Below are 21181 nucleotides of genomic sequence, written 5' to 3' on the forward strand. Positions count from 1 at the left end.
CAGGCACTCTGCGAAGCATGGCGACAAGAGAGGACCATGCCGCACATCGCGACGCCGGTTCGAAAACAGACAGATCGCAAGGAGCTGACCGTTGGATCCGCACGCCCCCGCCCAATATAAAAGCGCCGTCGTCGACACGAATTGCGTGCCGCGTCCCTATCCCGCGCGCACCGACAAGCTGCCGACAAGGCTGGAGGATGTCGACGCCGAGTGGCTGGGCCGGATGATGAGCTATAAATATCCGGGCGTCGCGGCGCGCAGCATGGAAACCGTCCAACTGCTTAACAGCCACACGACCAAATGGCGCGTGAAAGTCGACTGGAACGATGCGGGCAAGGCCGCGGGACTGCCCGAGCATGTCTGCATGAAGGCGAACTGGTCGGGATCGTTCGACAATGTCGATATTCACGCCGTCGAAGCGCGCTTTTACCACTTCCTGATCGGCGAGATGAAAGTGCCGACGGCCAAATGCTATTACGCCGATTGGGACGATGACGGCAGTGCGCACGGCTTCGTGGTGCTGGAAGACCTGGTGCAGCGCGGCGGCAAGTTCGGCCACAGCACCGATGCCAATGGCGTCGATATGATCATCGACAACCTCGAAGGCCTCGCCAGGCTGCATGGCAGCCTTTGGGGGAGCGAGAAAATCAGCACCGCCAATGCCCCATGGCTCCAGACCCAGATGGACACGCCTGTCGACAGCGATCAGGTGCGGATCATGTGGCAATGGATCGAAGCCAATCTGGAGGATCCCGCTTTTCGCGCCATCGCGCCGCAGCATTACCTTGACGATCCGCGCAAGGTGGAGCGCGCATTCGACCGTCTGGGCGAACTTGAGCGGGCCTATGATGCGCCGCATTGCATCGTGCTGGGCGACTGCCATCAGGGCAATACCTATATCCTGCCCGACGGCGACCGGCTCTGGCTGGACTGGCAGCTGGTCCGTCGCGGCCGCCCATGGCGCGACCTGACCTATTTCGTGATCGGCGCGCTCAGTATCGAGGAGCGTCGCAAGCATCACAAGGACATAGTGAAGCAATATCGCGAATATCTGATCGCGACCGGTGCGCAGGGCGTTCCCGATTTTGATGAGGCATGGGAACAGACGCGGCTTTTCGTGATGTACGGATTGCAAGCCTGGGTCGCCAATCTCGATGAGTGGGGACAGAACGGCCTTCCCATGAACGAACGCTTTTTCACGGCCGCCGAGGATTACGGCACATGGCAGCTTCTGGGGGAATAGGAATGGGTCTGGTCGAGGGCAAGATCGCCATCGTTACCGGCGGCGCCGCCAATATCGGGGAAGCCTGCGCCCGCATGCTGGCCGCGAACGGCGCGTCGGTCGCAATTGCCGATATCGACGACGAAGGCGCCCGGCGGGTGGCATCCGCGATTGTTGCGACCGGCGGCAATGCCATCGCCCTGAAGGTCGACCTGGGCGACGAAGCCAGCGTCGCTGCAATGGTGGCCGCGGCGGTCGACGAATTCGGCAGAATCGACGTCCTCCACAACAATGCGGCCAATACCGGCGCCCAGCAGATGACACGTGACCGCTCGCTGGCCGAAATGGAGTCCGAAGTGTGGGACGCGGCCTTCGACATCAATGTGCGCGGCACGATGTTCGTGACCAAGCATGTCGTTCCGCACATGATCGCAGCGGGCGGCGGTTCTATCATCAATACCAGCTCGGGCGTTTCGCTGCTCGGCGACGTGCTCAATCCTGCCTATAGCGCGTCCAAGGCCGCGGTGAATGCGCTGACGCGCAATACGGCCACGCAGTTCGGGCGGGCCAATATCCGCTGCAATGCCGTGCTGCCCGGCCTCGTACTCAGCCCCGTGGCGCGCGCGCAAATGACCGACCATCAACTCGCCATGATCCAGCGCCACGTGCTTCTGCCCCGCGAAAGCGTCGCGGATGATATCGCGGGCGCCGTGCTGTGGCTGGCGTCGGATCTTTCGGGCTTTGTCACCGGCCAGATCATCTCGGCCGACGGCGGCATCGCTCACCACCAGCCCCATTACGCCGACATGCTGGACATGTTCGCAGCAATGCCGGGGTAACGGGAAGAAACCTTATCGGTCAGATAGCCGGCATGATTTCCTCGGCGACCCAGTGCTGGCGGTCAATCCATGCCTGCTTTCCCGACAGGCCCGGCGGCAAGGGCACGATGGTTTCGGTAATGCCCAATTCCTTCAGCCAGCCGATCTGGTCGATGATCTTCTGCTTGTCCTCTGTCCCCGGCGCGCGGGCATCATCCAGGATTTCGTGATGCGCACCGACGTTCAGCATTTCGAGGGCAAAGAACATCTCCAGCCGCCTACCGTCATATTCCGGTTGTGACTTGATGTAGTCGATGCAGTCGGGAAAGCTTTCGGGCGGTGTGCGGAACGGGGACCAGCCATTGCCGAACTTCGCCACCCGCCGCTGAACTGCAGGCGCATCGCCGCCAAACCAGATCGGCATGTGCGGTTTCTGAAGCGGCTTGGGCGCGAAACCGCAATTTTTGAAGCTGACGAATTCGCCCTCGAATTCCGGATCGTGCTTCGTCCAGAGTTCAATCATCGCCGCAATATATTCATCCGCCATCGCGCCGCGTTTTTCGAACGGCACGCCCAGCATGTCGAATTCTTCCTTCAGCCAGCCGACGCCGAATATCGGCTCTGCCCGACCACCCGTCAGCCAGTCGAGCGTCGACCATGCCTTGGCCTGCACGATGGGGCTTTGCAGCGGCAGGATGGAGATCGAGGACGCAAGGCGCAGGTTTTTCGTCTGCCCTCCATAAAACCCGAGCGCCACGGCAGTGTGGAAATACCAGTCGCCCGACAGCTCGATATGTTCCTTCGGAATGACGAAATGTTCACCCAGCATGCATTTGTAGAAGCCGAGCTGGTCCGCGACCGCCATCAGTTCCCCGACATCGGCTCCGGTCAGCGGATCCTCCCATGGCTGGACCATGGCGGCAACCTTCATACTCTTGGGGATACCGATACTCAGTTTCATGACTGCCTCTCCTGCGCTGGTGTGCCGGGCGGATAACAGTCCGGCGCGGTCAAACTACCTGCCGGAAGAAAGGCGGTTTAGACACGCAGTCCGCGTTCCTGCAGGAACTCCAAGTCGGCAGGTGTATCGAGATCGGCCGACAGGCCCGTCCGCTGAAATACGGGCATGGCAACATCCAAGGCGCAGTGAAGAATGCGACTGCCCTGCCCGAATTGGAACGAGAACGACCGACCGTCAGCCAGTGCCAATGCATTGGTGCCCTGCCCCAATCGATCCGTCGCAAGGGCCGCGCCATGGAGAGCTGCCGCGTCAAGTAGAGCGTCGACATCGTCCCGCGCCAACAAGGGCAGGTCTGCGTGGATCACAAGCAGCGGCGACGCACCGAACCCGTGCCGAAACGCCGAAATCTCGGCATTAAGCCCCAGCCCGCCGTCTTTGGCCCAATCGGTCGCCGGATGGTCGAAGGCCTCATTCGAAAGCACGACTCTCCGGTCGATCGCCGGACATTGCGCCAGAACGTCGATCACGTGCCATGCCATGTCTAATGCCAGACGCCCGCGTGCGTCGGCATCCAGCACTCCTTTCAGCCGGGACTTGCCCGCAGGGCCGGTGCGGATCGGGACTAGCGCCGTCCATGCCATCAGCGCGACGATCGTTCGGCCAGATCCATAGCGGCAACCGCGACAAGGTGCCTGTCCTGCGCCGAGTTCATGAGCGTGTCGGTTTCGGCACAAGGAGGGTCGGAAGGGTGAGGGTCGCCCTGGTGCACAAGCATCGCATCCAGCAAATCGCCGTAATGTTCGGCAATCGTCTGGTTCGTCACCGAAAGGCCCATTTCGTCCATCAGCTTGGCCGTCGGCCCCTTGACCGCTTTTCCGCCCACCAGCGGCGACACCGCGACCAGCGGCGCATTCCTGCGTTCCAGCGCCTGGCGCAGGCCGGGAACCGCCAATATGGGATCGATGCTGAGCCACGGGTTGGATGGCGCGATCAGGATCATATCGGCGGCTTCGATGGCCGCCACCACGCCCGGTGCCGGCAAGGCGGCATCGGCACCTTCGAAGCGGATCGCATTGACGCGCGGTTCGCACCGCCGCGCCACGAAATAGCGCTGGAAGGGCAACAATCCCTCGTCCGTTTGCAGCCAAGTCGCGACGGGATCGTCGCTCATCGGCAGGATGGTCAGGCCTAGACCCCATTGGAGGGCAAAACCCCGCACGATTTCAGACAGAGGCTGGCCCGCGTCCCTGGCCATGCGGCGCAAGACATGCAGCGCGAGGTCGCCATCGCCGAGGTTGAACCAGTCCTCGCCGCCAAGGCTCTTTACCGCATCCATGAATGACCATGTTTCACCTTCGCGGCCCCAGCCGAGACGGGCATTGGACAGCCCGGCCAGCGTGTAGAGCAAGGTGTCGATATCGGGCGAAATCGGCAGGCCGAAATGCTCGAAATCATCGCCAGTGTTCACGATCGCCGTCAGGTGAGTGCCGGGCACGATCTGCTGCAAGCCCTCGACCAGCTTGGCGCCGCCCACGCCTCCGGTCAGGACAGTGACTCGTGCGCTCATCGGAACAAATCCTCGCCCGCCGGACGCAGCAGGTTCCGGCTGGTCTGGTCGCCGTGCTGCCATGGCAGGCCGCGCAGCACGCAGGCCGGCAAGCCCTCGGGGCCCTCGCCCATCACAAGCCCGGCCGCTCCCGCTGCGGCATCGGCGAAGGCGATTTGCGTCACCTGCATGATCCGCCCGTCCCTGTCGGGCTTGCCACGCTCATCGATCACGGCGGGAGGACCAGCCACGCCGATCGCCACATTGGTCGTCCCGATCCGCCATGGACGGCCAAAGCTGTCGGAGATGATAACACCGGGCCTGATGCCGGTTCGGGCGTGGCATGCATGGGCGATGCGGGCCGCGCTAGCATCGGGATCTTCGGGCAGTAAAAGCACCTTTTCCTCGCCACTGGTACCCAGATTGGAGGCATCGATGCCGGCATTCGCCATCACATGGCCCAGCCTGTGCCGCGTTATCAGCACATTGGGCACCGCTCTCACCAGGTCGCTGGATTCGCGCAGCACCAGCTCGACCAGCGCGGGGTCTTTACAGGTCTGGCGGGCAAGATCGCGCGCGCTGTCGCTAAATTCGACCGACGAGAGCGCGACCATCCTGCCTTCCGACTTCGATACGATTTTCTGCGTGACGACAAGGATATCGCCGGGCGCAAGGCCGGGATCGCCTTGGGCGAGTCGATCCGCCAAAATGGAAGGCAGGTCATCGCCACCAAGGAATTCGGGCAAATCGCCGACGGGATGTACGCTGAACATCGTCAATCGGGGGCGTTCAATTCGCCCGTGATGCGAATTCCGGCGCCGTCCACCTTGTAGTTCTTGTTGATGAAGATGAGCAGCGAGGTCATCGCCTCGGCAGCCGCCGCGTTGACCAGCGGGCCGGCATGGATTCCGCGTTGCCCGATGGCTTCTGCCAGTGCGACGATTTCGGCACGTGCCGCCTTGTCGTCACCGAACACCAGAATGTCGCAATCGACGAAGCCATCCTCTGCCAGGCGATGCGCCGCGACATTGTGGAACGCCGCGACCAACCGGACATCGTCGCCCAGCAGATTGCTAGCGCAGACTGCCGCCGAACCTTCGTCGGGCAATTGGACGCGCATCACCTTGGGCGGAACGAGCGGGACCGTCGTATCGACGACGATTTTGCCGGCGACATGCGGCTTGATATCGGCCAGCGTCGCCGCTTGGGCGGAAAAGGGCACGGTGACTAGCACGATGTCACCCGCTCGCGCCGCATCGGCATTGGCCATGCCGGTCAGCCCGTGGCCGAGTTCCTCTGCCCGGGCAATGGCCGCTTCGGCAGAGCGCGATCCGATGATCACCTGATGCCCTGCCTTGGCAATCCGCCATGCTATCGCACTGCCCAGATTGCCCGTGCCGCCGACTACTGCGATCGTCTGGCTCATAAACTATTCCAATCCTGTCAAATTATGCGACGGTCTCGCCTGTAGCCAGACCGTAAACCGTGGTGCGTTCCTGCAGACGGCGACCGATGCCATGGGCCAGCGCGCGCATTTCGGGAACACCGAATTCCTGTCCGTTGACGCCGCCCGCAGCGCGCGTGATCGATTCGTCCATCAGCGTCCCGCCCAGATCATTTGCCCCTGCCTGAAGGATGCGGGCCGCGCCCTCCGGACCCAGCTTTACCCAACTGACCTGAATATTCGGAATGGCACCGTCGAGCGCAATACGGGAAACGGCATGCATCAGTACTGTTTCGCGCCATGTCGGGCCAGAGCGGGTCTGCCCGCGCCGCCAGTTCGGCGCCTCCATATGGACGAACGGCAAGGGCACGAATTCGGTGAATCCACCCGTTTCCATCTGCAATTCGCGCAGGCGCAGCAGATGCGTGGCCCAGTGAGCATAGGTTTCGACATGGCCGAACATGATGGTGGATGTGGTCTTCAGCCCCACCTTGTGCGCAGCCTGCATCACCGCTAGCCATTCGCCGGTCGAGAGCTTGTCGGGGCAAATGATGTCGCGGATATCGTCCGACAGGATTTCCGCCGCGGTTCCCGGCAATGTCGCCAGCCCGCATTCCTTCAGCGAAGCGAGGTAATCTTCGTAATCCAGCCCCAGCGTGGTGGCGCCGTGATGCACCTCCAGCGGCGAGAACGCGTGGACATGCATGTCCGGCACCGCATCTTTCACCGCTTGCACGATCCCGCGATAAGTGTTGCCGTCATAGCTGGGGTGGATGCCCCCTTGCAGGCACACCTCGCTCGCGCCGCGTTCGCGCGCTTCGACCGTGCGGCGGGCGATTTCGGCATGGTCGATATTGTACGCCGGGCCGCGCTCGCTCTTGGTGCTGCCCTTGGAAAAGGCACAGAATCCGCAGCGATAGAGGCAGATATTGGTATAGTTGATGTTGCGATTGATCACATGGGTGACGGTATCGCCCACCCTGTCATGCCGCAATTCGTCGGCAACGCGGCAGATCCGCTCGAAATCGCGGCCTTCGGCCCCGAACATTCTTTCGATGTGGAACGCGCCAAGCTCCTCGCCGTGCTCAACCCGGCCCAGGGCTATGCGGATTTCCTTGTCCCCTCCGATACCGATGGACATCGGCCCTTCAGGTATCGCCCCGCCGGTGCCGGGATGCCAGTCGCTGTCTCGCGGTAGTCCGCGCGCATCGATGGCCCTTCGAATGCGCGGCTGAAGCGCCTCGTCCGTCCACAATCCGGGTGCACGAGCGAATGCCGGGCCGATGGCAAGCCGCTGGCGCAGGTGCCGACCGGCCTCCTCGGTCTGGGTCTCCAGCTGCTCAAGATGTGGCCAGGGCGCTTCGGGGTTCACATGGTCGAGCGTGACCGGCGAAACCCCGCCCCAGTCGTTGACGCCCGCACGGATAAGCTTGCCCAGCTGTCCCGGCTGCAGGTTGGGCGGTGCCTGCACCACCATTTCCGCCTGAAGGATCAAGCGGGCAGCGGCGGTCGTCCAGAGATGTTCGTCGAGCCCGATATCGGGCGTTGCTGCCATCAGCGTCCCGGTCTTGGCGCGGAAGTTCTGGATGATGACTTCCTGGATATGGCCATGGCGCGCATGCAGATCGCGGATTGCAAGCAGTGCCTCCACCCGTTCCAGCCGCGTTTCGCCGATCCCGATCAGCAGGCCGGTGGTAAAGGGCACCTTTGCCTCGCCAGCATCGCGCAGGGATTTCAGGCGGACTTCCGGTATCTTGTCGGGCGACCCGTAATGCGGCATGCCCTTGGCGCACAACCGGTCCGACGTGCTTTCCAGCATCAATCCCATCGAAGCCGAAACTGGGCGCAGCTTTTCGTAATCGGCAGCCGTCATGATCCCGGGGTTGAGATGCGGCAGAAGGCTCGTTTCTTCGAGGACAAGCGCGGCGACATGCGCCAGATAGTCCAGCGTGCTGGCGAAGCCGCGCTCGTCCAGCCACCGGCGGGCGGCGGAATAGCGGGCCTCGGGCTGGTCGCCCAGAGTGAACAATGCTTCGCGGCAACCGCGCTGTTCGCCTGCGCGGGCGATCTCAAGCACTTCTTCCGGTTCGAGGAACGGCGCCGTCAGTTGCGACGGGCGGTGAGCGAACGTGCAGTAATGGCAAACATCGCGGCACAATTTCGTCAGCGGTATGAAAACCTTGCGCGAATAGGTGACCACCGCGCCATGCGCCGCAATCGTCTTGGCCTCGGCCTCTGCGGCCAGTTCGTCCAGCGAGAAACGCTCCAGCCTGTCCAGCCAATCGCGCGCTTCGGTCCTGTTCCACCATTGTGCCATATCGCGTTACATTCTCTTTCTTGCGGCTGCGAGGCCGCGGATCGTCGTGAGCGGATCGGCATGCCCGGGAAGTGCGGCGATAAGCGTGGAAACACCCATCGCTTCCATCCTGGCCATGACCCCTGCCACGTGGTCTTCAGGTCCCGCGATCGTATCGAAATCCTGCAGGAATTCGGTGAGCCCCATCTCGTCCATCAGCCGAACGTTGCGTCCGCCGACCACGACATGTTCCGATGGATCATAACGTGCCTGAAAAGCCTGGACGAGCGGGCGGACATTATCGGGCAGCATCGCCAACGTCTCGGGCGTACGAAAGGCCATCGCATTGACGGCAATAAAAGCCTTCAGGTCGTCGATGGCCTGCTGCCGCTGCTCGCGCACCGAAATATAGCTGGTCACCCAGATGTCGAGCGCATCGGCATCGCGGCCCGCCCTGGTGGCGGCATCGCGCAGCGCGTCAATCCTATGCTCCAGCGCATCGAGGCTCTGATCGCCTGCAAACAGGATCGCTCCATCGGCAAGCTCTCCTGCAAGCGCGAGCGCCTTAGGGCCGAAAGCGGAATAATAGATCGGAACCTTGCGCGCGAAGCGAAGCGATTTGACGGGCCGCCCTTCCCACTCGATCTCTTCGCCGGCGAAAAGCTGGCGCAGGGCGACCAGTTCGGCGCGCACTTCCTTTTGCGTGGCCGGTGCGCGCCCCACGGCCAGGACCGTGCTGCCCCCTGTCGCAAATCCCATGACCGCCCGCCCGCCCGTCAAATCGTTGATGGTGGCAAAGGCACTGGCCGCGACGAGCGGGTGGCGCATGAACGGAGATGTCACAAGCGAGCCGATCAGCGCCTTGGGCGCTTCCAGTGCCGCCAATGTCATGGAGGTGACCATTTCATGCCAGCCGGACGGCGAATCCCCGACCGTGACCAGATCATAGTCCAGCTCTGCCGCCAGCCTCACCTCGCTGCGGAACAAGTCCAGCGAGGTTCCCCACATCGAACAAATACCCAGCTTCATCGATCGCGTTCCCAGCAAACGCAACGGAACGGCGCCGCAAGGTGATTGCGCTGACTATCGCCGCGTCCCCAGTAGCGTCCTGGTCTTGCGTGGATCATTTCCTGCTCAGATACTGGTCCGGTCGCCGCCCTTGAGATCAAGGATCTGGCGCGCTTCGTCAGGCGTTGCCACGGACAGGCCCATGCCTTCCACGATGGCCTTGGCGGTTGCGACCTGTTCGGCATTCGTTTCGGCCAGACGGCCCGGTCCGGCCCAAAGCGAATCTTCAAGACCCACACGAACATTGCCGCCCATCGATGCCGCCATGGCGACAATGCTCATCTGGCGTGCGCCGGCCCCCAGCACCGACCATTCATACTGGTCGCCGAAGAGCCTGTCCGCCGTGCGCTTCATGTGCTGGATATCATCAGGGTGGCTGCCGATGCCCCCAAGGATGCCGAAGCAGGTCTGAACGAACAGCGGAGCCTTCACCAGCCCGCGATCGAGGAAATGCGCCAGATTGTACAGATGGCTGGTATCATAGCATTCGAACTCGAACCGCGTGCCCAGCGGGGAAAGCAGTTCCAGCAGCCCTTCGATATCCTTGTAGGTGTTCTTGAATACAAGGTCGCGCGATGCCTCAAGCGTGGCCGGCTCCCAGTCGTATTTCCAGTCCTTGTAGCGGTTCAGCATCGGGAACAGGCCGAACCCCATCGAACCCATGTTGAGGCTGGCGACTTCCGGTGCGAAACGCGTTGCCGGTCTCAACCTTTCCTCCAGCGTCATTGAGGGATGGCCGCCGGTGGTGATGTTCAGCACCGCATCGGTCCGCTGCTTGATGACCTTGAGGAAGGGTTCGTAGAGATCGGGATTCTGGTCCGGTCGCCCGTTCTTGGGATTGCGGGCGTGCAAATGAATGATGGCCGCGCCCGCTTCCGCCGCGCCGATGGCCGCTTCCGCAATCTCGTCAGCGGTCACCGGCAAATGCGGCGACATGCTCGGCGTATGGATCGCGCCGGTCACCGCGCAGCTGATGATTACCTTGCCCTTGGCCACAATATTCTCCCGCCACGAATGCTATAGTTTCTCCTTCGCTAGAACCTCCGGCACCAGGCGCAATCTAACCTTCGATAGGGTGTCACGACAAAACTCCCAGCTGCCTTGCCCGCAAGACGGCTTGCGGACGGCGGCGAACGCCCAGCTTGTCGTATATCTGCTGCATGTACCATTTGACGGTGCCTTCCGTCAGGCCGAGGCGGTCGCCGATTTCCCTGTTGCGCAAGCCGCCGCTCACCTGGGTGAGAATCTCGATCTCGCGCAGCGACAGGCCGCCGCTGGGGCCGAACTCGTCATCGTCCTCTTCGTCCTGATCAATCTGCGGATTTCCCTTGAGCAGCTTCACCAAACCATGGGCAAACCTGTCGACCGGATCGTCGAGGATCGGCCCCTTCCCATAGGCGTCGACGATCAGCGCTGCGATCGCTTCCCCTTCGTCGAGAAACGGACGAAGCCAGCCACCTGTCTCGGCCAGTTCCACGGCAGCGCGCACCGAGCGGCGCGCCTCGGACCGGTTGCCGGCCAGCACCGCAATTTCGGCCAGAAGCAGTTCGAACGACAGGGCGGAACGGATGGCGCCGCGGCGGCGTACCAGTTCCAGCCAGCGCTTCGCCACCTTGCGCGAGCGCACCAGCCGGAACCGGTGCATCTCGATCCGCAGCCAGGCAATCGCCAGCCATTCGTTGAGCCGCGACGGATTGAGCGTGGGGACAGGTTCTCCTTCGCCCACCAGGTCGCAGGAATAGAACAGCGTTTCGGCCTGTTCCAGCTGCCCGTTCTTGATCAAAATGCGCACCTGTTCCGACACGACCATGGCCCGCAAACGGTCAAGCCCGCATTCGATCGCGACAAGATGCGCTTCTTCCAGCACCGAAAGCGCCGAGGCGAGGTCGCCATCGGCGGCCGCCAGCCGGGCGCGCACGAGATATCCCGACGCGACCTGATCGACGAAGCCCCATTGGCGAATAGAAGGCATATACTGGTCGACCAACCTGGCTGCCTCGTCCAGTTCGCCGCATTCGTATAATATCTCGGCCAGCGGAAGTGCCGGCAGCGCGCCCAGCCCCGCAACCTCGCTTTCACGCTGGCGCGCGATTTCCTGGGCTTCATGCAGGAACTGCTTTGCGGTTTCCGTCTTGCCCTGTGCGACCAGCGTTGGCGCGACCGACGACTTGAGCGCAATCGATGCGAAGGCCGAACCCGGTCGCGCCAATGCCTTGCGCAATTCACCTTCCAGCCGAAGCATGTCGTGGAAGTGAAAAAGTTCGCGGCGGGCGGAAAGCAGCTGGGCCAGCAGGGTGCAGCTGAGATATGGGTGATCGTCACCCAGATCGGCCAGCAGCGGGCCGCATTCCTCCTCAACCGCGACCATGTCGTCGCGTGCGGCATGCAGCATAACCTTGCGGTGGCGCACATGGAAATCCAGCTGGCGCGCTGCGTAGTCATCCAGCTCGCCGGCATCCATCTTACTTTCGATGGCTTTTTCAGCCGATTCGATCAGGCGTTCGGCGGACGTGAATGCCAGTCGCCTGCTGCGTCGCCATGACATGGCCAGCAGGATCGCTGGCTTGTCCTCGACCACCTGCCACGGCAACCGGCTAGCCAGTTCGTCAAGCCGCTGCATCAGTCCCGCGTAGATCATCTGTTCGGCAAGGGTTTCGATCTGCGACGCAAGGAATTCCTGGTCGGTACTTTGCTCGGCATGCTCCAGCGCAAGGTGGTAATTGCCGGCCTCAGCGTAGAAGCGGCTGGCGCGCCGATGCAATTCGGCTGCGCGTTCAGGTGCCAGCTTCATGAGCCGCCCCAGAACCATATCGCGGAACAGCTTGTAGTGGCGATATTCGCCCTGCTCGCGGTCCAGTTCGATCAGGAAGAGGCCGCGCTCGAAAGCCTCGTCGAGATATTTGCGCGCTTCGCTCTGGCCGATCACCGCAGCGCAGGCAGACGGTGACAGTTCTTTCAGGATCGAGGTGTCGATGATGAAGTTCCGCAATTCCTGCGGAAGGCCCTCGATCACTTCCTCGTGAAAATAGCTGGCATATTCGTAACGCAGCCGACTGGCCGCCCGCTCAGGCATTTCCGCGTGCAAACTATCCTTGTGCCACGTCTGGGAAGCCAGAATCAGGCCGGCGGCCCAGCCCTGTGTATCCAATATCATGCGCTGGATCTGCGCCGCAGTGGGCTCTGCCCCGATTTCCTGCCGCAGCAGGCTGCTTGCTTCCTCTGCATCGAAACACAGGTCCGCCATCCTGACTTCCATCAGGTATCCCAGCGATCGCAGGCGAGCGAGATTGATGTCATTTTCACCGCGCGAGGCCATGACGCTCGTCAATCCGTCGCGTGAACTGAAAATCAGCTGCTCGACGAAATCATGCACCTCGCGGGGTAGCAACTGGGCATCGTCTATGAACAGGATCGGCGCTGCGCCCGATCGCTTGGCAAGCTCGACGAACCATGCACGCGGGTCGCTGGAAGCGATGCCAAGACCCGACACGACACAGGCCTGTGATAGCGCCTCGAGAAAGGTGTCGAGACTGTCGACACCGGCGCGCGCCGCGATCCAAAGAACGGAACGCCCTCGTTCGGCCAGCAGATCGGCCCATCGCAGCATGGCGGTTGTCTTCCCGAAACCGGCCGGAGCGATAACCGTGACTGCGCGATAGCCTGCGATCTTTTCCGCCAGGCCTTCGATCCTGGCCCGTTTCACATACGCGTGCGCCGAACGCGGCGGCACGATCGTGGTTTGCACTAAGCCCATGTGGCTAACCTCTTCACCTCTCCCTGCCGGTCGTATGCCGACGATGCGGCTGTTATCGTGCAGCGCATCCGTCATGGCAAGCCCGATTTCCTATCCGCAGATAGGTTGTGACGAGCTTGCGCGACGATAACCCCACAATCCGATAAAGCTATCGGCGCGCAGGACGATGATCTTGCAGCCAGGGGGAGTGGGGGCATGAATTTCAAATCGCCGCGAGTGCGCCATTCCTCGCGGGGATTCGTCCGGCAGCGGACGAATGCAAGAATCCGCGCATGACACACGCATCCGCCCGGTCGCATCCATTACCACCGTAACGGTCAGAAATGGCGCTGCCGCTCTTTGGCCATCCGCGCCAATAATTGATTATAGAAAGAGGATTTCCGACCTATGAAAGCTCTATTGCTCGAATCCACGGATGGTCCAGAAGCCGTTCGCGTAGCGGATGTCGACACGCCGGAACCTGCTGCCGGACAAGTGCGAGTCGCGATCAAGGCGGCGTCGATGAACCACCGGGAAATGTGGATCTCGCGCGGGCTGTACCCCGGGATGGTCACACCTTGCACGATGGGCTGCGATGGAGCCGGCGTCGTCGATATGATCGGCGAAGGCGTCACTGGCGTAGAAATTGGCGACGAAGTCGTGTTGTATCCCGGCCGCGATTGGGGACCAAACCGTCATGCCCCGCAGGCCGAATTCGGACTTCTGGGCATGCCGCTCCCCGGCACCATCGCTGAATATGTCTGCGTTCCGGCCGAAAATCTGGCCCCCAAGCCCGCGGGCATGAGCTGGGAAGAGGCCGCCGCATCGATTCTGACCGGCCTGACGGCATGGCGCGCGCTGATGTTCAAGGGGCAGCTCCAGCCGACCGACACCGTCCTGATCAGCGGCGTCGGCGGCGGCGTAGCGACCTTTGGTCTCGCCTATGCGGTGGCGCTTGGCTGCAAGGTCTATGTCACGGGCGAAAGCGAAGAAGTCATCGAACGCGCCAAGAGCATGGGCGCGACCGACGGCCTGCTCTACACCGATCCCGAATGGCGCAAGAAGGTCGGCCCGATGACCGGCGGCATCGACGTCGTGCTCGATGGCGCGCCCGGACCAAGCTATGCCAATTACATCCGCGCCATAAAACCGGGCGCCCGCATCGTCATCTATGGATCGACGGCAGGCGACAAGTTCGAGATTACTGCAACCGGCGTTTTCCTGAAGAGCGCCAGCATTGTCGGCAGCCAGGTCGGCGATCCCGAAGACTTCCGCAACATGCTGGAATTCATCGACAAGCATAACATCCGGCCCGTGATCGAGAAGACGTTTTCGTTGGCCGAAGCTGACAAGGCTTTGGCCTACCTCGAAAAAGATCACAAGTTCGGCAAGGTGGCGATTACCGTATGACCGGGCTTTTCGATCTGAGCGGAAAAGTCGCGTTGGTCACCGGCGGCGCGCAAGGCCTTGGACGCATGATTGCCGAGGGTCTGCTGAAGGCAGGCGCCACGGTCGCGATCACGTCGCGGAAGGAAGACGTCTGCAACGCGGCAGCAATGGAAATGTCGTCGCTCGGGAACTGCATCCCCCTGCCCTGCGATCTTTCCAGCCCCGAAGCTGCGGTAGACCTTGCCGCGCGGCTGCGCACCGCTTGCGGCGACAAGCTCCATATTCTTGTCAATAATGCCGGCAAGACGTGGGGCGGCCCGATCGACGATTATCCCGACCAGGCATGGCCGGGCGTGATGATGGTCAATGTGCAGGCGCCCTTTACGCTGGTCCGCGAATTGCTTGGTGCGCTGGAAGCCGCCGGGACTCCCGACGATCCGGCAAGGGTAATAAACATAGGCTCCATCGCGGGGCTGAAGACGGCACGCCTCAGCGCCTATTCCTATTCGGCCAGCAAGGCGGCCATTCATATGTTGAGCCGCGATCTGGCCGGCGATCTGGCGTCTCGCAACATCAACGTCAACGCGCTCGTTCCCGGCTTCTTCCCCACGAAAATGACGGCACATCTGCGCGACGATGACGAAGTGGACCCTGCGGTGTTGTCGCAAATTCCGATGGCCCGACTGGGACGGCCGGACGAGATTGCCGGATCGGTCGTGTTCCTGGCGTCGCGTGCGGGCGCCTATATCACCGGTGTCGCCCTGCCTGTCGACGGCGGCGTCGCCGGTTGCGGTTAGGTCGCGCAATGCGTGGAGGCCTATCCTTGGGAAGGGCACGAGAGTGCCATGAGGCGGAACAGAGATGCGCGAAGTAAGCCAGAAAATGGAGGAGGCCTGCGTGTCCGCTAACGGCGAAGATGCGTCCAGTATTCGGGTCAGTGTAAGTCCGCTTGCCGACATGTTGCTAAAGTCATGGGACGCACATCCCGACAAGGAAGCGCTCGTCTTCCCGTCGGGACGGCGCAGCTATGACGATGTCGTGCAATCGGTACTGCATCGGGCCCGCGGGCTGCTTGGCCTTGGCATCAAGCAGGGCGACCATGTCGGCATCCTGCTGCCATCCGGTATAGACTTCGTAGAAACCCTGTTCGCCGTCTCCATGGTGGGCGGCGTATCGGTCCTCATGAATGCTCGCTATCGCGCTCCCGAAATCGCCTATGTCGTCGAGAATGCCGAACTGTGCGCTGTCATAACGAATAGCGAGGCCGATGATTTCGTCGATTTCACGACCCGCCTGACAGAGGCTTTTCCGGAAATTGGCCAATGTGCCGACCCCATGGCGCTCGACATTGCGCAAGCCCCGCGATTGCGCCGCCTTATCCTGAACGGAGGGAAGCAGGCAGCAGGCTTTGTTGACCAGTCCGCCTTCGATGCCGCAGCAGCCACCGTTGAGGAGGAAGCCGTTCACGAAGCACGGCTTTCGGTCCGGCTGCGCGATACATGCATGGTCCTTTATACCTCAGGGACCTCCGCAAACCCGAAGGGCTGCCTGCTATCGAATGAAGCGATCTGCCGCGAAGCCAGCAATCTTGCGCGTAACCGGTGGGCTTTTCAGGATGACGAGCGTGTCTGGTCGCCCATGCCCCTGTTCCATATCGCGGCCATGCTGGCGATGCTGGGCGCGATAGAGGTGGGCGGCACATTCATCGGCCAGCCCCATTTCGATCCGGGCGAAAGCCTGCGCCAGATCGAGGCTGAAAAGGCGACGATGATCTTCCTGCCGTTCGTCACATTTCACCAGTCGATGATCGCACATCCCGATTGGGACAGGACCGACATGGGCAGCGTGCGCCTGATGAACAGCTGTTTCAGCCAGATGCCCAAGGCGATCGGCGATGCCTATCGCGAAAAAATGCCGAATGCGCTTCAGGTCGGCACGTTCGGCATGTCAGAGGCCAGCGGGATTGTCAGCACAGGCGGCTATGACATGGATCCCGAACTGGGCTTTGAGACTTTGGGCTATCCACTCAAGGGGATTTCCGTTCGCATCGTCGACACCGAAACCGGCAAGGATCTGCCCTCGGGAGAGCGGGGCGAAGTCCTTATCAAGGGCTACAACATGCTTGACGGCTATCACCGCGATCCGGTCAAGACGGCCGAGGCCATTGATGCCGATGGCTGGTATCACAGCGGGGATATCGGTTCGCTCGACTGCAACCGCCACATGCGTTTCCATGGCCGGTTCAAGGACATGCTGAAGGTGGGCGGGGAAAACGTCGCAGCCGCCGAAGTCGAGACCGTTCTGGAATCGCACGAGGCTGTGGAACTTTCGCAGGTCATCGGCATCCCCGACCAGAGACTGGCCGAGGTGCCTGCCGCCTTCGTCAAGCTGGCGAACGGTTTCCGGCCAAGCGAAGCCGAGCTGATCGCCTTTGCCAAGGAAAGGATCGCATCCTTCAAGGTTCCCCGCCACATCCGCTATGTAGACGAATGGCCCATGTCGGCATCCAAGATCCAAAAGTTCAAGCTGCGGCAGAGGCTGATGGAAGAACTCGGGATCAGCGAATGAGGAATTTGTGATGCAAGTCGTGATTACTGGGGCAGCCAGCGGCATTGGCAAGGCCGTTGCGGAACTGCTGGCGAGGCAGGATGAAGCGCACCAGATGCTGCTGACCGACAGGGACGGCGACGGCGTCAAGGCCGTGGCCGCCACCATTGGACCTGCGGCACGCGCTTTTGCCTCCGATCTCTCTTCTCCCGACTGTGGAAAGGACATCATCGCCGCTGCCGCCGCTTTCATGGGCGGAATCGACGGGGTCGTCAGCAATGCGGGCATTATCTCCGGCGCGCCGCTGGTCGATCAGACGATCGAGCAGTTCGATCGCGTGTTCGCGATCAACACGCGCGCCACATGGCTGCTGGGCCAGGCGGCTTATCCCTATCTCGCCCGTTCCCGCGGGGCCTTTGTCGCCACCGCCTCCATGTCGGCGACGCAGCCGACCCCGGGACTCGGCTTTTATTCGTCGAGCAAGGCGGCGCTGCTGATGCTGATGCGGCAATGCGCGCTTGAATGGGGGCCGGATGGCATTCGCTGCAACACCGTTTCGCCGGGTCCTACCTACACGCCGATGACGCAGGCCGGTTATGACGACCCGCAGCGCAGGGCCCAGCGCGAATCGATGATCCCGCTTGGCAAGCTGGGGATGGCCGACGACGTGGCGAATGCGATCATCTTCCTGCTGGGACCGCAAGCCAGTCACATCTCCGGCATCGATATTCTGGTCGATGGCGGAATGAGCAATAACCTTATGCCTGCCACGGGTGGCGGAACCGGCCAGAGAGCCAGCAACTAAATTCACGATAGGAGATTGAAATGCGCATTGCACGGGTAACCAAGGGAGGCCAGATCGGCCTCGCCGCGAGCATTAATGGTGAAATCAGAGTTGTCTGGGACAGTGGCCTAGCCGACCTTGACGCAAAGATCTTCGAGGGAGCACTGGCATCTGCCGGCAAGGTCGCGGCAGGTGGCGAGGTCGTCGATGAGGCTTCGCTGACCTTCCTTCCCCCGGTCACACGACCTTCGAAGATCGTCTGCATGGGCCTGAACTATCGCGACCACGCGGAAGAATCTGGCTTTGACATTCCTGATTTTCCCGTCCTGTTTAGCCGCTTCCCATCCAGCCTTATAGGTCATGGCGCGCCCATTATCCTACCGAAAATCTCCAGCCAGCTTGACTGGGAGGCCGAACTGGCGGTTGTCCTGGCCAAGGGAGGAAAAAACATTTCCGAGGCAAATGCCCTCGATCACGTGGCCGGATACTCGGTTTTCAACGATGCCTCCTTACGTGATTACCAGCTGCGAACGCCGCAATGGACCGCGGGCAAGAACTTTGACGACACCGGCGCTTTTGGCCCGTGGCTGGTCACGCCCGATGAAGTCCCGGCAGGCGCTTCGGGACTGAAGATCGAATGCCGGTTGAATGGCAATGTCATGCAATCGTCCAACACCGGCAATCTGATCTTCACCGTTGCCAGCACGATCGAATTGCTTTCCACATTCATGACCCTCGAAGCAGGCGATGTGCTTGTGATGGGCACCCCCGGCGGTGTTGGAGTGGCACGCAATCCAAAGGTCTGGATGAAGGACGGAGACATTTGCGAAGTGGAAATTGAGGGCATCGGATTGCTGAGTAATCCTGTCGTCGCAGAATGAGCTGAAGCTCGACTGTTATGGGAGAGAAACATGGCACATAAACGTGCAGGCGCGCTTGGCGTGCATTCGATCGACCATTTCGGCCTCCAGGTGCCCGATCTGGCTGAGGCAAAGGACTTCTACACCGCATTCGGGCTTGACGTGCGCGAGACCGATGCCGGGTTGGAACTCTATACCTTTGGCCACGACCAGTGCTGGGCGCGGATCGTGGAAGGTCCAGTGAAGCAGCTGCGCTACATCAGCTTCGGGGTGTACGAAGAAGACGAAGCGCCGCTGCTCGCCCGGTTGGATGAGAACGGCGTGAAGCGCATCGAAGCGCCCGCAAAGGCGCCTAACTGCGGTACTTGGATCCTTGGCTTCGACGACATGCCAATTCACCTCGCGGTCGCCGAAAAATGTTCGCCCGATGCCAAGACGCAGTTTCAGACGATTTCGTCTGCCGCTGGCGAGTCGGGTGCCATCTTCAATTCCAAAGCGCCCAAGACCAAGCCGCGCAATCTCTCCCATTTTGCGATCTTCACCACCGACGTGATGGCGGCGACCCAATGGTACGAGGAAAATCTCGGCCTGCGCCTGTCCGACGGCAGCGGCCCGGTTGTCGCGTTCCTGCACGGCCCGCATGGCAGCGATCATCACCTGCTTGCGCTGGTCGGATCAACGCATCGCGGCATGCACCACAGCAGCTGGGATGTCGGTTCGTTCCAGGAAGTGGGCCTTGGATCGGCGCAGATGATGCGCGCCGGTTACAAGGAAGGCTGGGGTGTGGGCCGCCACGTTCTTGGCGGCAATTACTTCTATTACGCCCGCGACCCGTGGGGCAGCTATGCCGAATTTTCGGCCGATATCGATTTCATCCCGGCAGACTGCGAATGGCCTGCGGCCCAGCACTCGCCGGATGACAGCTTTTACCTGTGGGGCCCTGACGTGCCCCCCGAACTCGTCCTCAACCTTGAACCCGGAGCGCCCGAATAATGGCTGTTTTTCTTCTGATGCACGGCGGCGGCATGGGCGGCTGGACGTGGAAATTCATGCGTGAGGCGCTTGAGTCCAAGGGGCACACGGTGTTCACCCCCACCTTCACCGGATTTGGCGAACGGGAACATCTGATCGGTCGCGACGTCGGCAATGCGGTCCATGTGACCGACATTGTGAACGTCTTGAAGTATGAAGATCTGTCGGACGTGATCCTGGTTGCACATTCCTATGCCGGCACCGTCGCGCCGGGCGTGTTGGCGCAGGCGGGCGACCGCGTTCGGCGCGTCATCTATCTCGACGCGATCGTCCCCCATGCGGGTGAACGCATCGCATCGATGATGGGTTTCGCGAGTGAAGAGGAAGCCGCCGGACTGGATGCCATGCTGGATGGCGGAGAGGGCCCGATCGGGTCGGGCGTGCATGAACAACAGCGCGCGATGGCCAAGGACCATCCGCACATGATGGATCGCGACCGCGAGAAATGGCTGCTGGACCACCTGTCCGACCAGCCAATGCGCGCCACCAGCTGCGTCATTCCCGTCGGCGCGGAATCGATCACCCATCCGGTGGATTATATCGCTGCCGAACACACCATCATGGGCATGATGCACGAACGGGCCGAAAAGCTGGGCTGGACGATGCACAAGCATCCGGGCGACCATGCTTTCAACGTAGGCGATCCCGAAGGGCTTGCCGACATGATGCTGGAGATCGTGGCATGATCGATGCCACCACGTTGTTTTCGATAAAGGGCCGTGTCGCACTGGTCACCGGCGGCAGCGCCGGTATCGGCCGGATGATCGCCGAAGGGCTCGCCGCGGCCGGTGCGCGGGTCTATATCTGTGCCCGCAATGCCGAAAAGGTCGCTGCCGTGGCAGGGAATATCCCCGGCGACGTCATCGGCATCGCTGCCGATATCTCGACCATCGACGGCATCAAGGCGCTGGTAGCGGAGCTTTCGGGCCGCGAGAAAGCTCTGCATGTGCTCGTCAACAACGCAGGCACTCTGTCCGACGCCGCGATCGACGAATTTACGGAATCCGATTGGGACGGCGTCCTCGACCTCAACCTGAAGAGCCCATTCTTCCTGTTGCAGAAGCTGTTGCCGCTGCTGCGCGCGGGGGGCAGCGCACAACGACCGGCCAGCGTGATCAATATCGGGTCGGTCGGCGCGCTCAAGGTCGGTCCGCGCGAGGTCTATGCCTATCAGGCATCGAAGGGTGCAATACACTGGCTCACCAAGTCTCTGGCCAAAAATCTCGCATCGGACAATATCACCGTCAATGCCATCGCGCCCGGCTTCTTTGAGAGCGACATGACCGTGATCACCGACGATGCAATGCGCAAGATGGTCGAATCCATGGTCCCGCGCGGGCGGACGGGAATGGCCGAGGACATGGCCGGCGCGGCTATTTTCCTGGCATCCCCTGCAGGCTCCTATGTCACCGGTTCGGTCCTGCCGGTCGAAGGCGGGCTGTCGATCTAGCCCATCGTTCGATAGGTTCCAAACACAGCAT

Annotated in this window: 19 protein-coding genes; 10 read left to right on the top strand and 9 right to left on the bottom strand. The window is 61.6% G+C overall.

Annotated elements, in window-relative coordinates; genetic code table 11:
- Positions 1–91: 91 nt before the first annotated feature.
- Positions 92–1243: an ecdysteroid 22-kinase family protein gene (locus LOZ74_RS12450; protein WP_230291470.1), complete on the top strand. Its 1152-nt coding sequence runs from the start codon at positions 92–94 to the stop codon at positions 1241–1243.
- Positions 1244–1245: 2 nt separating this feature from the next.
- The gene (locus LOZ74_RS12455) at positions 1246–2061 is read left to right on the top strand and encodes an SDR family NAD(P)-dependent oxidoreductase (RefSeq protein WP_230291471.1); all 816 of its coding nucleotides are present in this window, start codon (positions 1246–1248) and stop codon (positions 2059–2061) included.
- Positions 2062–2080: 19 nt separating this feature from the next.
- Here LOZ74_RS12455 and LOZ74_RS12460 read toward each other — a convergent pair whose 3' ends face one another.
- The 9 genes from LOZ74_RS12460 to LOZ74_RS12500 all read right to left on the bottom strand — a co-directional run bounded on the left by LOZ74_RS12460 (position 2081) and on the right by LOZ74_RS12500 (position 13184).
- A complete protein-coding gene (locus LOZ74_RS12460) occupies positions 2081–3001 on the bottom strand; it encodes a TIGR03619 family F420-dependent LLM class oxidoreductase (protein ID WP_230280568.1) in 921 nt (306 codons plus the stop codon).
- 77 nt (positions 3002–3078) lie between these two features.
- Positions 3079–3642: a 2-phospho-L-lactate guanylyltransferase gene (gene cofC / locus LOZ74_RS12465; protein ID WP_230280567.1), complete on the bottom strand. Its 564-nt coding sequence runs from the start codon at positions 3640–3642 to the stop codon at positions 3079–3081.
- On the bottom strand, positions 3642–4568 hold the full coding sequence (gene cofD / locus LOZ74_RS12470) for a 2-phospho-L-lactate transferase (protein WP_230291472.1): 927 nt from the start codon (positions 4566–4568) through the stop codon (positions 3642–3644). Before cofD ends, cofC begins: the two co-directional genes overlap by 1 nt.
- A complete protein-coding gene (gene cofE, locus LOZ74_RS12475; protein WP_230280565.1) occupies positions 4565–5320 on the bottom strand; it encodes a coenzyme F420-0:L-glutamate ligase in 756 nt (251 codons plus the stop codon). The genes cofD and cofE overlap by 4 nt, the downstream gene beginning before the upstream one ends.
- Positions 5321–5322: 2 nt before the next feature.
- Positions 5323–5973 carry an NADPH-dependent F420 reductase gene (gene npdG, locus LOZ74_RS12480; RefSeq protein WP_230280564.1) on the bottom strand — a complete coding sequence of 217 codons (651 nt, stop codon included), beginning with the start codon at positions 5971–5973 and terminating at the stop codon, positions 5323–5325.
- Positions 5974–5995: 22 nt separating this feature from the next.
- A complete protein-coding gene (gene cofH / locus LOZ74_RS12485) occupies positions 5996–8308 on the bottom strand; it encodes a 5-amino-6-(D-ribitylamino)uracil--L-tyrosine 4-hydroxyphenyl transferase CofH (RefSeq protein ID WP_230291473.1) in 2313 nt (770 codons plus the stop codon).
- Positions 8309–8314: 6 nt separating this feature from the next.
- Positions 8315–9316 carry an LLM class flavin-dependent oxidoreductase gene (locus LOZ74_RS12490; protein WP_230280562.1) on the bottom strand — a complete coding sequence of 334 codons (1002 nt, stop codon included), beginning with the start codon at positions 9314–9316 and terminating at the stop codon, positions 8315–8317.
- 105 nt (positions 9317–9421) lie between these two features.
- The gene (locus LOZ74_RS12495; RefSeq protein ID WP_230291474.1) at positions 9422–10351 is read right to left on the bottom strand and encodes a 3-keto-5-aminohexanoate cleavage protein; all 930 of its coding nucleotides are present in this window, start codon (positions 10349–10351) and stop codon (positions 9422–9424) included.
- 82 nt (positions 10352–10433) lie between these two features.
- Entirely contained in the window at positions 10434–13184 is a 2751-nt protein-coding gene (locus tag LOZ74_RS12500; protein ID WP_230280560.1) for a LuxR C-terminal-related transcriptional regulator, read from the bottom strand.
- A gap of 426 nt (positions 13185–13610) precedes the next feature.
- Between LOZ74_RS12500 and LOZ74_RS12505 the strand changes: the two genes are divergently transcribed.
- The 8 genes from LOZ74_RS12505 (at position 13611) to LOZ74_RS12540 (ending at position 21150) form a co-directional block, all read left to right on the top strand.
- On the top strand, positions 13611–14498 hold the full coding sequence (locus LOZ74_RS12505) for a zinc-binding dehydrogenase (RefSeq protein ID WP_230291475.1): 888 nt from the start codon (positions 13611–13613) through the stop codon (positions 14496–14498).
- The gene (locus LOZ74_RS12510; RefSeq protein ID WP_230291476.1) at positions 14495–15274 is read left to right on the top strand and encodes an SDR family oxidoreductase; all 780 of its coding nucleotides are present in this window, start codon (positions 14495–14497) and stop codon (positions 15272–15274) included. The genes LOZ74_RS12505 and LOZ74_RS12510 overlap by 4 nt, the downstream gene beginning before the upstream one ends.
- Before the next feature lie 100 nt (positions 15275–15374).
- A complete protein-coding gene (locus tag LOZ74_RS12515) occupies positions 15375–17045 on the top strand; it encodes a class I adenylate-forming enzyme family protein (RefSeq protein ID WP_230291477.1) in 1671 nt (556 codons plus the stop codon).
- A 10-nt stretch (positions 17046–17055) separates the two neighbouring features.
- A complete protein-coding gene (locus LOZ74_RS12520) occupies positions 17056–17829 on the top strand; it encodes an SDR family NAD(P)-dependent oxidoreductase (protein ID WP_230280556.1) in 774 nt (257 codons plus the stop codon).
- A gap of 20 nt (positions 17830–17849) precedes the next feature.
- Positions 17850–18689: a fumarylacetoacetate hydrolase family protein gene (locus tag LOZ74_RS12525; RefSeq protein WP_230280555.1), complete on the top strand. Its 840-nt coding sequence runs from the start codon at positions 17850–17852 to the stop codon at positions 18687–18689.
- 30 nt (positions 18690–18719) lie between these two features.
- Positions 18720–19661: a VOC family protein gene (locus LOZ74_RS12530; RefSeq protein ID WP_230291478.1), complete on the top strand. Its 942-nt coding sequence runs from the start codon at positions 18720–18722 to the stop codon at positions 19659–19661.
- A complete protein-coding gene (locus LOZ74_RS12535; RefSeq protein WP_230280553.1) occupies positions 19661–20386 on the top strand; it encodes an alpha/beta fold hydrolase in 726 nt (241 codons plus the stop codon). Before LOZ74_RS12530 ends, LOZ74_RS12535 begins: the two co-directional genes overlap by 1 nt.
- Complete coding sequence (locus LOZ74_RS12540; RefSeq protein WP_230281951.1) at positions 20386–21150, top strand: SDR family oxidoreductase; 765 nt, start codon at positions 20386–20388, stop codon at positions 21148–21150. The genes LOZ74_RS12535 and LOZ74_RS12540 overlap by 1 nt, the downstream gene beginning before the upstream one ends.
- Positions 21151–21181 lie beyond the last annotated feature (31 nt).

The organism is Croceicoccus sp. Ery5 (genome assembly GCF_020985325.1).
GTDB lineage: Bacteria > Pseudomonadota > Alphaproteobacteria > Sphingomonadales > Sphingomonadaceae > Croceicoccus.